Genomic DNA, 14,048 nt, shown 5'->3' with positions numbered 1-14,048 from the left:
CGGGTCCGTGACCACTGAAGACTTTTTGCGCGCCAAACTGCGCTAGAACCAGGTCCACGGTCGTATCAGTCGCCACAGGTGCCCACGCCGAGGATGCAAGAAGACCTCTATGTCCTCTAGGGCGTTGCCGGCAGTCCCCCTGACGTGAGGCCTGGCGCGCACGTGGCGGAGTGCGGGGACTACACGATCTTCGTCAAGTTGACCGTAGACCCTCGCGAGGTGCCCGAGGCAAGTGGCTGCAAGCGCCTGCACCTGGTGGTCATGGTGATCGAGCAGGTTCAGGTAGAGCTCCTGCGACACCCTCCAGTCGCCGTCGCCGTACAACGCGCATCCAACCATGGCATCCGAAGCCCCGACGATGTCGTTGCGGTCGAGAGCCCTCCGCACATCGGCGGGCGTTGCCGACGGAGGGTTATGAAAGGTGTGGTGCTCGTGGCTCATGGCCAACATCTTTGATCATCGCGGCCGCCGCGAACATCCGCTTATCGGCATGAGCGGACGCCGCTCGACTGACGACCGGAAGCAAACTGGCCGACCCCTTCGGGTGCGCCGAAGAGGTCTCCAGCTTGAAGGGCCTGGTCACGGCGCCGCCCATGGGATCGGCGTCTCAAATGACGGAACCGTGACGGACTTCAGCAGGCTCGCCCGCGATGCTTCACATCGATCCACACCAGACCTACAGGCGTGGCGTTAGGCGAACCGAGACGCCGGCCGGCGACGGCCACCCTGGAGCAACACGCCTGACCACTGCGACCTCTACTGGGACGTCACGCCGCACTGCTCGACCTTCATCGCCGGGTGTCATCGGAAGGGCTCAACATCAGCCCACTCCCAGTTCGCCCCAGCGTTCTCCTCCTCGAAAACCACCCTAAGCAACCTATCGACGTCTGCACCGACCGGGACGTCCACTGCGATGTGGCGGTCGCCGCTCCACTCAAAGAGCAAGCCCGCGTCGCGAGTGGCAGTCTCAATCCTCTGACGCCCAGTCTCCAAATGCCCTTGGTCCGGGGCTAGAAGGACTCTCAGCACCCTCGCCCCGGAGGGCTGAGCAATTTCGACCACAAGAGAACCATCTGGCGTCGCCCGGACCACATCTCGAAGTGCCAAACCGTAGATACGAAACGGGATGCAGCAGAGCTCAAAGAGCCCATCTTCCCGTTGGCGGAGCCACACCTGCTCAAACAGGCCTGGGAATCCAAATCGCTCTAGATCCACCCTGGAGATGTAATTGCTCTCACCCCTGAGAACAGGCGCCTCGTGGGTAACGAATTTCATGACAGTTCTCCCTCCGGCACTCCGTTAGCGGAATCACTATCTGCACCATGGTCTACAACCGTCAACGGACTTGCCCCCTCAGAGAGCCACCAAAAGGCGGGAACCCGGCCAGCATGAGCGGTTAGCCTCAGCTCGCCAGGTCCACGTCGTTAATCCTAACCGCCCACTAGCGCATCCCAGACGGCCACCAGGGCGGCGGCCACGGGCCGGTGTAGTTTGCTGGAGGGTTAACGGGGGCAACCCGTGCCCCCTTGGAGCTGTTGCAAGCCGTGCAGGCTGGGGTCGTGTTCGCGTCGGTTAGATCGCCGCCCCTGCTGCGTGGCTGGACATGATCGATCGATGTCGCTGAGTTCGTTCGGCAGTATGAACACAGCGGCGCAGTGCTTCCCGGTGCGGCGTTTACGCCGACATCATAGTCCCGAAGCATCCGAGGCGGGATTCGCTGGTTGGCGCCCGGGCCGCCGCTCGAGCCGGCGGGGATGTCATAAATTGCTTCACCGTTGGGTCCGCATCCGATCGGCGTATTCGTGTTGTGCACAAGTACCGGAATGTTGCCGGCGAGCACGTAGTACGTGTGAATACCGCTTACAGTCAGGTTGTAGGCCAATGCGGAACGAGTCGACGCGGGGCGTACACCACCAGCGGCTCGAATGGGACCATCAGGGCCTAACACCAGGTCGCCTCGGTCAAGCTGGTCGGCCCGTTGCCATTGCCGGTCGGAGTGGTTCCAGAAGGGGTGGTCTCCGGTAGTGGTGAGAACCGATCCGCCTATTTCAAGGTCGATCAGTTCGTCGGGGTGCACCCAGACATGCTCGACCACCCGTGGCCCGTGTTCGCCGCTTTCCGGGTCGGCAGCGAGGATTTCGTCGCCGGCGTCGATCTCGTCCAGCCGTTTGGTAGTGCCATCGGCCATCAGCACCTGGGTGTCTCCGCCGAAGCTCTTACAACCGCCCGCAGCAGGGGGCTTCCCACCGCCTGCGGGCCCAGCTCCGCGTCCCGCGCTTCCCACAGCGCCGAGTGCTCCAACTCCACCTGGAATGAGGTCGTCGCTGGGCAAGGTCGCGGCAAGGAAGTCGATGTACGGGTTGTAGAGGTCTTCAATCCACTGTTGGCACCCTCCAGGGCGGCCCATCTCGTGACAGATGTTCATGGCGAGGGCGCGTTCGTCGTTGGCCTGCAATTCAGCGTTGGAGAAGAACTCGCGTCCGAACCATTCGCCGCGCTGTTCGTTCCAGCGACGGGTGAATTCCTCCAGCGGTACGGTCTCGGGCACGCGGATGGTGCGAGCGAGGATCCGGACGTCGTTTCGCTTGGTGGGCGCGCTTCCAGTGCTGCCGTTGCTCGCACCCCATGCTTCGTTCTCGGGGGTGCCGCAGCCTCCGGGACAGCCGGTGGTCGGGCTGTAGCCGTAGCAGTCGAATTCGGCGCAGTCTGCCGGGATCAGTCCGCTGGGGTCGCTGGAGGTGACTGGTGAGTTGTTGGCGTAGGCGTAACCGTTCCACTGTTGTGGATCTGCCAGGTCCTGCAGGGGGTCGAGTGAGACGAAGCGGCCGATGGTGGGGTCGTAGTTGCGTGCGCCGACCTGGGTCAGGCCGGTGTTGGTGTTGAGTGGTTGGTTGAGGAAGCCGCGGTTGTCCGGGGCGGTTACGGTGGCTCCGCGTGGGTTGCCGTAGGGGGTGTACTGGCGCCAGGTCGGGACTTGGGCGGTGTTGTTGAGGTAGAGGCTCGGTGTGCCCTGGTGGTCGGGGAGCATGTAGCTGTAGTTGGTGCCGGTGCCTGTGCGGATGGCGGTGGCGCCGTTGGGTAGCGGGTAGTACCGCACGCCGGTGAGGGTCTGCGTGGTGGTGTTGAGGGTGATCTGCTGGTTTGGCAGGTACAGGGTGGTTTTCCCCGGATCCTTTTGGATCATCAGGTTGCCGTCGGCGCCGTACAGGAACGAGCTGGTGCCGCCGGTGCCGCCGGTGACGGCGGTCAGCTCCCCGGTGTTGTCCCAGGTGAGTGTCTGGCTACCCTGGCCCGCGCTGCGCGTGACCATGTTGCCTGATTGGTCGTAGCTGTAGGCGGTAGTGCCAGTCAGGCCGCCGGTGGTGGTGGTGCTGGTCAGTGTGTGGGGCTGCTTCTTCCCGTTGCCGTTGTAGGCGTAATCGGTAGTGGTGTCGGTGCCGCCGCTGGTGGAGTACTGCTTCTGGGTCTTGCGGTTGCCCAGCGAGTCCAGGTTCCACTCGGTCCAGTAGGCGCTGGTGGATCCGATTCCACTGCCGATCATCGAGCGGTTACCGGTGCTCGGCTTGGTCGCGCAGCCGTCTTTAGCTGTCCAGGCGGACGTCATTCGGCGCAGCGAGTCGTACGAGTAGCACTGGGTTTCAGCGGCTGCGGTGGGATCGGAGCGGGTCTCGACCTGCTTGATGATGTTGCCGAACAGGTCGTACTCGTAGTTGCGCTGGCCGACGTCCTTGGTGGTGGTCGTCGTCTTGGTGATCTTCTGTTGCTTCAGTCGACTGGTGTGCTCGTCGTAGACGTTGAGGAGCGTCGCCTGGCTGTTGCTCGCGTTGATCCCGCCACCGGTGACCCGGCCCCAGGCGTCGTAGTAGGTCGAATTGCCGTAGGCCCCCAGGAGGCTGCCGACCGTGTTGGGCAACTCCAAGGCGCTGGTGTAGCCGTAGGTGACCGTCTCCGACGGCAGGCCGCCCTTGGCCTCGTAGGTGTTGCTGTACGGCTTGCCGGTTACGGCGAGGTACTTGTGGCCGAAGTTGTAGGTGTTGGCGAGCAGCACTCCGTCGGCGGCGGGGATCGTGATCGCCTCCCCGGTGGAAGCGCCGAATGCGGTGAATCCCTTGTACTGCGTGACGTAGGCGGCGCCCTGGCGGTAGGCGGTGACCGTGGTCAGCTTGCCGACGGGGTTCTCCATGTTCAGGACCGCGGAGTTGTCGTTGTCGTACACCCATGACGCGAGCCGGTTTGCTGATGTCTGGGCGGAGGCGGCGGCTGCGTAGCTACCGGTCTTCCGGTTGATCTTGTCGTAGGTGTACGAGACGGTCTTGAGACGGGCGTCGGTGGATTCGGTGACGTTGCCGGCCGCGTCGTACTTGGTGCTGCTGGTTCCGGCGTCCGGATCTGTTTTGCTGGTCACCCGGCCGAGCAGGTCGAATTGGCTGCTCCACGGGTTGTTGTCGGCGTCGGTGAGGCTCGACTGGTTGCCGTGCTCGTCGTAGCCGTAGCTGGTGGCGACGGTGGTTCCGCCGGTGAGGTAGTAGGTGCCGGTGACGGCGTTCGCGGGGCGGTTCAGGGTTGGCGCCGACGTGTACTGGAGGACCTTCTCGGTGCGGCCCATCGGGTCGGTGATGGTGGCGGTGGTGGTGCCGCCGGCCGGTGGGATGACTGTGGTGCGGTCGCCGTTGTAGACGGTCCTGGTGGAGGAGACGACCTGGTTGTCGCGGGCGCTTTCGGTCAGGGTGATTCGACCGGCTCCGTCGTAGGTGTTGAAGGTCTGGTTGTAGACCGTCTTTTTCAGGTCGGTGGCGGAGACCGGGGTGGTGCCGGGGTTGTTGGCGGCGTCCCACCAGCCGTTGTAGGTGGCGCGGACCCAGCCTCGGCTGTCGTAGAAGTTGTCGGTGATGAGGCGGCCGGTGGTCGGGCTGGTGGTCTGCGTCTGGCGGACCCGCAGCTGGGCGTCGTAGATGACCGTGGACGTGGCATAGCCGCCGATGTTGTTCAACGTCTCGGTCGTCGTCGCGGTCGGTCCGGTCTTTTGCACGGTGTAGGTGTAGCGGTGGTGGGGCGGGTTGCTGGTCGCACGGCCTGCCGCCCATACCGCCTTGATGCGACCGAGCGCGTCGAATTGCCGACGGGTCGACACCAGGTTCGCGTCGGTGGCGACGGTGGTCAGGTTCCGCATCGGCGTGACGGTCGTGGAGGAGGTGTGGCCTTCGGCGTTGGTGGTGGAGATGCCGGTGGTGAGGCCGACGGTGTTGTCCGTGTAGGTGGTGGTGGTCGTATTGCCGTTCGCGTCGTAGAACGCGGTGCTCCGGCCGTAGGAGTCGAATTCGGCGCGGTCGGTGGTCTGGTAGACGTAGGCGCCGGAGACGTAGTCCGACGCCTTGCGCACCATGGTCACGTTGCCCGCGGTCGGTGCGGTGGTCTGCGGGAAAGCCGTGGCGAAGCTCGGGTCGTCGTAGTAGGTCCGCAGGTGCGAGACGACCTGCGCCGGCCGGTTGACGGCGGCCGGGGCGGTGAGGGTGTTGATGCTGCCGGGCTGGGAGGCGGGTGATCCCTGGGTGAAGCCGCCGCAGGCCACCGACACGGTCTCGACCTGACTGATCAGCCCGGTGATGTTCTTGGCTGCGTTGGCGGGCGCGTACTCGGTGGTGGTGCACCGGTCGTAGGCCGGGTTGGTCGGCACGGTGTGGTCGTAGGAGTGCCTGAGTAGCCCGAAGGTCGGCGAGTCGACGGACGTGTCGTAGGCCTTGTCGGTTTGGCTGTAGCGCCACGTGGTGGCGCCGGTGGTGGTGACTGCCTGGCGGGTCCAGGTCTGGATCGGCGCCATCTTGTTGGCCGTCAGCGCGGAAAGGCCTGCGCGGGACCGCGTCGCGCTCGCCTCGGACACCCAGTAGGAGGTGACTGCGGATGTCTCTACCGGGCCTCCGTCGCCACGGTAGGTGGTGGTCTCGAGCTCGCGGCCGGCGAGTTGGTCGACGTCCTCGTGGGCTCCTCCGGCGGAGTCGGTGACGTTGACGACGGTGCTGTTGTTGTTCTTTGACATGCCGCGGTAGTAGGTGGACGTCGTCAGCGTGTACGGATCGTTGACCCCATCACCGTTGCGGGTCTCGACCCTGCCGTAGCCGCGGAATTGGCCGTAGGTGCGGTACTTGGCCTTGACCACTTCATTGTCGTCATAGCGCCACGCCGCGCCGTTGAGGTACTTGTAATTCGTCGACGTGATCCGGGCTCCACCGGTTGGGTCGGTGGCCGTGACACGGGTGACGGCGTACTTGTGGAACCAGTCCCGCAGCGGGTCGGTGAGTCCTTCGGGGGTCCAGTACACGGGGTAGCAGGACTTGGTGTTCGAGGCCGGACTGACGCTGACGGGCGCGGTGCAGGGTTCCGGTAGCTCGTAGCTGGCGGTGATGACCGAGCCGGTTTCGGTGGTCACGGTCTCGACGCGCTGCCGGAAGAATGAGGGTAGGCCACCTGTGGTGTCGACCCGGTTGGGGAGTTTGACACTGGTGAACGACACCGAGGGCAGGCTGATCGGGGTGGTCGATCCGCCGGAGGTGAGGTCGTGGCCGGTGCGGGTGATGGAACTCAGCCAGAGGGTCGGGGCGGTGACGTCGAGGGTGGGTGGGATCGTGTGGGCCAGCGCGTATGAGTCAACCGGCAGATATTTGCTGGTGGCGGTGTCGTACTGCTGGGTCTGAATGGAGGTGAGGCGAACGGTGGAGAAGAAGGAGGGGCTCCAGGACTTGCAGTCGGTTCCCTCATTGCAGATCAGGTCGAACGGTACGTCGGGCCAGTTGGCCTTGTTGGCGGCGTTCAAGGGCTGGCAGGTACCTGAGAGGCAGCGGTCACCGGTGGTGAAGACAACCTGGTTCGGCACGGTGCCGAAGGCGTTGTTGTCAGTGAAGCCGTAGTCGATGCGGGTGAGCCAGCTGTCACGGATGTAGGGGACGTCGGTGGTGCCCTCGTTGCGGCCGTAGTAGTTGGTGGCCTGCTTGTAGTAGTAGGCCATGGCGTTGCCGTGGACGTCCTTGACGTAGTCAAGGTTCCATCGGTAGGCCATGGTGCACACTGAGGAGGCGAAGCCGGCGGAGTTGTAGCAGGGGTCGCCGTCGTGCGGCGAGTAGACCGGTACGTAGTCCACCGACTTGGTTTCCGGTTTGTTGGCGACCCAACCGGGCAGCCGGTTGCGGCCGAACTCGTATGTCGTGCCGTCGGGCTCCGTGATCCGCCAGTAGTCGGTGTTGTACGTGCCGCTGCCGTTGTTCGAGTTGGTCACCTGGGTGACGACCGAGCCGTTGTCGTTTCGCAGCTTCCAGGTCTTCTTGCCGGCATCCCAGATCATTGACGTCGACGAGCCGTTCAGCGACAGAGTCAGGATGGGTCCGGTGTAGCAGCGATCGAAGGTTTCCTTTGGCGAGGCGCTGCCACCCGGCTCGTCTTCGCAGGAGACGAAGGTCTGCTCGACGTAGTTGCGGGGGGTTGACCAGCCGTCGCCCACCCAGGACGCCTGAGCGCTGGTAGCGGAGGTCTGCCCGTCGACGGCACTCGAGTCGTACGACAGGGCCAATTGCGGTGCGAGCTTCGAGCGGCTCGGCGGGACCGTCAACGGGTAGGAGTAGCTGAAGGACCCGGTGCTGCCGCCGGCGTTCCATGAACCTGACGGCTTCAGATCCGTTGCCGCGTAGGTGCCGCCGGCACCACCCTCGTCGCCAGCGCCGGCCACCGCCGCCAGAACAAAGGGGGCAGAGCTCGCCGAGCCGGCCTGCGCCGACGCGGAACTGACCGGGATTTCTGCCGAAACCGTCTTCGCCGCTGCGTCGTTGGTCGCGGCCAACGGCTCGACGGTGCGGCACTGTGCCAGCTTCGGGGTCGTCAGTGCACAGGCAGGCAGTCGGACCAGCTTGAGCCGGAGGCCGTAGTTGCCGCCGTAGGCCTCAGCGAAGTCGTCGTAGTCGATGCCGACCCGTACCGATGCGTCCTTGACCGCCGTCGAGGCTGGCGTCGCCGAGGATGCGACGCTGACCAGTACGCCGTCGATGCCGGCGGATTCGGTCAGCGCGCGGTCGAGCACTCGTACGTCGACGTGCGTCGGGCCGTCGTAGGCGGCGCCTGGCTTGGTTACCGGCTGCACCCAGACCGGGGTGCCCTCGGCGTGGGTCTTGACCGGGGCCGAGGTACGGGCGCTGGGGGTGAGCAGGTCGACCTGGGCGGCGGCCGCTTTCGGCCAGGTGGTGCGCGTGGGCCGGTAGTTGTTCTTCGCCGCGTCGCGTGGGGTCACGAACGTGCTGGGCAGGGGCTTGACACCCTTGACCGACCTGCCCGGTGACGGCACCGGTGGCCGGGCGGGACCGTCCGGGCTCGCAGTCGCCGGCGTCCCCGTCAGCGTTCCTGCGGCGACCGCCGCCACTGAGAAAAGCGCGACCAGACGCCTGCGCTGTGTCAGCAGCCGTGATCCACCGTGCCTGACCATGCGAACCCCAGCCTGAGTGATGACCGACAAAAACCACGCAGGGTGTCAGGTCGCACACCCCCGTGGCGCGAACAATGTTTCACGTCCCGAGGCAGCGCAGGTCACGGGACCATAACGAAAGATCGTCTGGGGTTGGTCAGACCTGCCGAAGAGTCCCCTAAAGGGACACCCCGGTCCGACGCACGGCGTTCCCGCATGCCGACCTGGCTGCTTCACTGTGCCCGCCACTGAGCGTGCACCGGCACGCCCTCTGACCCACGGGGAGACACCTCTTCATGCCCGGAAACCGTCCTCTACAACGGACGCGAGTAGCAGCATCCGCGGTGGCGGCAAGCCTGTTCCTTACCGCCGCCGTCAACTGCCACAACCCTGCACCCGCCGTGGCCAAGCCAGCGAGCGCCCAGTCGGCGCAACGCTCCGCTCCCCCGTCGCTGGGCATTGACCAGGCGGTAGCTGAGGCTCGACGCACCGGCCAGCCAGTCGAGGCAACCGCGTCTGGCACGTCGACATCCGTCGTCACCGCTCGGCCTGATGGCCAAATCCAGCTGACCCAGTCCGCCGGGCCGACCCGAAGCTGGGTCGACGGCAAGTGGGAGGCGCTGAATCCAACGCTCGTCCGGCACGCCGACGGCAGCATCACCTCCACGCTGACCACCAACGAGGTCCGTCTGTCCCCAGGGGGCACGGAACCTCTGGCGGAGATGATTTCCGGCGACCGCGCGCTGACCTTTGGCGCACCGCTACCACTCCCCACCCCCACCCTGTCCGGGGCCACGGCCACCTACCCGGGCGTGCTTCCCGACGTCGACCTGAACGTCACCGTGGGCCAGGACGGCGCCTTCTCTCACGTCTTCGTGGTGCATACCCCGGAGGCGGCGGCAAACCCGCAGCTCACCACCCTTGCCATGAGTACCGAGGCCACCGGGTTCGCCCTCTCCGCCGACGCGGACGGCAACATCGCCGGCCGAGACCGATCCGGTATGCCCGTCATCACCGCTCCCGCCCCGATCATGTGGGACTCCTCCGCCGACGCCACCGGTGGCACCGCCGCCCGCGGCGCGGCGACCTCGTCCCCCATCACTCCGGGACGCACCGCCCGAACTGCTCCGATCAAGGTGAAGATCAGCACCGGAAAACTTGAACTCACCCCGGACCGGAGGCTCCTCACCGACACGAAGACCGTCTACCCCGTCTATATCGACCCCACATTCAACTGGACGCCCACGGGATCCGGCCGCGGCGGGTGGGCCAGCATCTCCTACCAGCACCCATCATCGAACTACTGGATGAACACGCCCGACCCGTACAACCGGATGCAGGTCGGCAACTCCGGAGAGCAACGTTCCAACACACTCATCAACTTCGCCATCCCGCACGCCACACTCGCCAACGCCGAAATCAGCTCCGCGACTTTCAAGATCACGAACACCCGGTCGTGGAACTGCACGGCGAAGACGGTCAACGTCTACGCCCCAGCCACGACGCTCAGCGCGGGAAACGCGACCTGGAACTTCTGGGACGACCAAAGCAACGGCCCGCTCGCGGCTAGCAAGAGCTTCGCCTACGGATACAGCGGATGCGAGGCCCTACCGGTCTCCTTCGATGTCAAAGCACAGGTAGAACGGGACGTGGCGGACAAGAGGGGAACGAGAACGCTCTGGATGAAGGCCGCCAATGAGGCCAGCGACGCCAAGAGTTGGAAGGAGTTCCAGGAAAACAGTCCCACGTTGGAGATCCTCTACAACCACAAGCCCAACACGCCAACCGGCCTGAAGACCTCCCCGACAACCTCATGCACAGCGGCAACACCAACGGTGGTCGGCGATTCCTCGGTGTCGCTGTACGCGCCGGTCTCCGACCGCAACGGTGGCGTTCTCGGCGTCAGCTTCAAGGTCACCCGCACCAGCGACGGCGCGAGCGTCGCCACATCAGACCCCAGCAAGCTCACCGCCTCCTCCGGCAGCACCGCCGTCCTCGTCATTCCGCAGAGCGAGTTGCGGAAGTACGCGGGCTACACGGTTCCCGGCACGGGCGTGGTGACCAGCTTTTCCTGGAGGGTCCAGGCCACCGACTTCCGCACTCCAAGCGATTGGTCGGTCACCTGCAAGTTCACGTTCGACCCCACTCGCACCGGCAAGCCCGAGGTCGAACTGTCTTCCCCCGACGCTCCTATCGTCGTCGGCCAACCAGTCACCTTCGCGGTCACCGCGCCGAGCAGCGGCAGCACCCCCACCAGCTACAGCTACCAGCTGAACAGCGCCCCACCAATCATCATCGCCGCGTCGGCCGGCAACGCCTCAATCACGCTTAAGCCCACCCGATACACCAACACCCTCGTCGTTACCGGCATCTCCGCTGGCGGCAACGCCGGCGACACCGCGCTGAAAATGTTCAATGCCGACCCGGCCGCAGCCGCCCCCGACGGCGACATGACCGGCGACGGCAAGGCGGACCTGATCACCCCAGGAGCGACCAACAACCTGTCGTCAGGGCTCTGGCTCGCCGAGAACAACGGAGGGCTCGGCGTCAACCCGAACATCACCAATATCGGCGCAGAGGGCACCGGCGTCGCCACTGAAAGCACCGCCGCCGACTACGACGGCTCCCAGGTGCTTTCCGGTCACTTCTTTGGCACCGGTCTGCAGGACATCCTGGTCTACCACCCCACTGCGGGTAACGGGGTCATGCTGCACGCCAACGGTGACGGCTCCGTGATTCAGCCGGAGGGAGGTGGCGACCAACAAGCCCTGATCCAGCGCGAGTCACTCCTCGACGAAGCCGGTACCTCGCCCATCCAGATCGTCAACGCGGGCGACACCCGACACGTCGACTCCCCATACCCGGACCTCATCGGCACCAGCGGCAACAGCACCAGCGGTTACTACCTCACCTACTACCCGACCGGGTATCCCGGCGGCTACCAACAAGCCACCCGTACCACCGCGCTGACCCCTACCGGTGGCACCGACTGGAACAACTGGACACTCGCCACCGCCCAAACCGCTACCGGCACCACCATGTTTCTCTGGAACCGCACCACCGGCGGGTTGCACCTTTGGACCAACCTCAGCTTCGACTTCGACACCGCCCAACTCACCTACAGCACCCGCACCCTCGCTACCGTGAACTGGAACAAGGCAGCGAATCTGACCCTGCGAGCCGCCAACATCAACAGCGACACCAATCCGGATCTGTGGGCCGTCGGCGCCAGCGGAACCGCCACATCCTGGCTCGTGCGTCCGACGACCAGCCCTAACCCCATCGAGGCCCAGCCGGCCCAATCGCTGATCACCTCACAACACACCTGGCTATTTAACGACGGCACCGCCAACGGCAGCGACGGAGCCGCCACGAGCGCTGTCGACTCCACCGGCGGCAAGACCCTCACCGCCACCACCAGTGGCGCGCAATGGCGCAGCGGGGACATGTTCAGCCCAAGCCTCATGCTGAACATGGACCCCGCAACAGCGGCCCCGAACACCGGTCTCAAGGGTGAGCTGTCACGAAGCGAGCTCCTGATCGATACGACAAAGTCGTTCAGCCTCTCGGCCTGGGTGAAGCCAACCGCGGCCGGAGGAGTCATCGCGTCCGAGGATGGAGCAAGCGCGTCACGCTTTCTTCTTTGGAACAACGAGGCCGACAACACCTGGCGCTTCGGCATGGGCAACGCTGACAGCGGCTGGTCCTACGCGCAGGTCGTAACCCCAGCCGGCACTGCACTGGGCGTCTGGACGCACCTGGTCGCCACTTACAACGCCGAAACCCGGACGCTTTCCCTCTTCGTCAACGGCGTGCTGAAGGGCACCGCCCTGTTCACCGCGACGCCGACCTGGCCGAGCACCGGAAAGTTCGTGGTGGGTCGGTACAAGTACCAGGCTGCACCCACCGCCTTCTACGCGGGAAAAATCAGCAACCTCCAGGTGTGGAAACGAGCGCTCACAGCCACGCAGGTAGGGGCGAGCAACACCACCAAGACCGGGTCTCTCACGCCGTTCGGGGCGACCATGTGGACGCCGCCCGGCACTGGTACGGCCGAGACCGATGTCTATGCCGCCGACACCAGTGGGAACCTGTGGAGGTATCGCAAGCAAAACACGCAACTGAACCCCACCCCCCGCCTCATATCCACGGGGTGGAGCCAGTTCACCATGTTCGGCATCGCGGACATGGACCACGACGGATACCAAGACCTAGTGGTTCGAGACAACACCTCCTGCAACCTTCAAGCCTTCCTCGGCACAGCCGATGACCTCAGCCCTCAGCCAACGTTCCTCGGCACCGGCTGGTGCAGCTACCGCCCCTTCGGCGTCGTCGACTGGAACAGAGACGGATACCAAGACGTCATCACCGTGAGCTCGACCGGTGAGATGTGGAACTACCCCGGCGACCTGAAGGGCGGCAAGGCGACCAGGCTAGCGATCGGCGAAGGATGGACGACGGACTTCACAACGTTCGGTATCGCCAACGTCATCGGTGACGCCACACCAGACGTATACACCCGACTGACGAGCACCGGCATCCTGCGGCTCTACGACTTTCCGGCTGGCACCGTAACGCAGGCGGGGATCGGCTGGGGTGGCTACACCTCATTCGGGCTCACCGACTTCAACCGCGACGGCAAGCCGGACGTCATCGCCAGGGAGAACTCGACCGGGGTCCTCTGGATGTACCCCGGTGCCGCCAACGGCCTGCTGAGCACCCGCGCACAGATCGCTAGCGACTGGTGAACCACCGTGGGGTGGGGCCGGGCACCGCGGTGCCCGGCCCCACCCCACATTCAGATCAACGAGTGAGTGCAGAGGCACCACGCCACTCACGTCGCGAGAAGAAACCCCGCGAATCCCACTGCCCTTCCTGATCGATGCTTGCGCAAGGCCCTGCATTGGACCGACGCCACCGCTCAGAGGCAATTGATACCGACCCGTGCTATGCCTTCACGGCGACCTGGTGGTTACCGCAGGCAGCGATCATCGCCGGAATGGCTTGACCCAACTGGGCGCGAAGGAAGTCCCCTCCCGGACCCGTACTGCGGGGGTCTTGCACACGCTGCACCATTCCCACCGCCGTCACGCCCGCAGACTTCACGTCCTCGTGAGCCGAGCGTTCGAACAGCTCACCCAATCGCCGCAGCTCATCAGCGGGCGCTATCTGCCCGTTCTCGGCGCGAACCAACATCCCCGCCGACCGGCATCCCGTCACCCCCGGGTCTTCATCCCCACGGCCGGCTAGCTGCCAGTAAAACGCGGCGCCACCCATCAGAGCGAGCAGAACAACCGACGCCGCCGCCAAACCGATCCACCGACGCCGCGGTTTCGAACCAACAGAGGGACCGAGGGCGGCCTGAGAGTCATGCATTAGAAGTCTCACTTCTCCTGATCAAGGGAGCCGTAAGCTAACACCCCCTAACGGCTGGCTCCGCACAAGCCCAGATGAGCGGCCGCCGCCCCTACCGCCTCCGCAGCGGTGCCAGCGCTGACGCCTTCGGATTCGCCGAAGAGTTCACCAGCTTGAAGTGCCTGGTCAGAGCAGCGGCGGACTCCAGCATGCTCCCCCGCAACGCTCCACATCGATCTGCAGCACGCCCACC

At 65.0% G+C, this 14,048-nt stretch carries 3 protein-coding genes; 1 reads left to right on the top strand and 2 read right to left on the bottom strand.

Features of this window, described 5'->3' with window-relative positions; genetic code table 11:
* Positions 1–801: 801 nt before the first annotated feature.
* Together ACX27O_RS25610 and ACX27O_RS25605 are read right to left on the bottom strand one after the other, a co-directional pair.
* Positions 802–1,275, bottom strand: coding sequence for a DUF4265 domain-containing protein (locus ACX27O_RS25610; protein WP_458940210.1), 474 nt, complete (start codon positions 1,273–1,275; stop codon positions 802–804).
* A gap of 166 nt (positions 1,276–1,441) precedes the next feature.
* A complete protein-coding gene (locus ACX27O_RS25605) occupies positions 1,442–8,461 on the bottom strand; it encodes an RHS repeat-associated core domain-containing protein (protein WP_458940209.1) in 7,020 nt (2,339 codons plus the stop codon).
* Positions 8,462–8,784: 323 nt separating this feature from the next.
* Between ACX27O_RS25605 and ACX27O_RS25600 the strand changes: the two genes are divergently transcribed.
* Entirely contained in the window at positions 8,785–13,188 is a 4,404-nt protein-coding gene (locus ACX27O_RS25600) for a LamG-like jellyroll fold domain-containing protein (RefSeq protein ID WP_279517616.1), read from the top strand.
* Positions 13,189–14,048 lie beyond the last annotated feature (860 nt).

It is taken from the genome of Micromonospora sp. SD19 (assembly GCF_054462275.1).
Note: the sequence above shows the minus strand (reverse complement) of the source record. Positions and strands in the feature narration are given on the sequence as shown.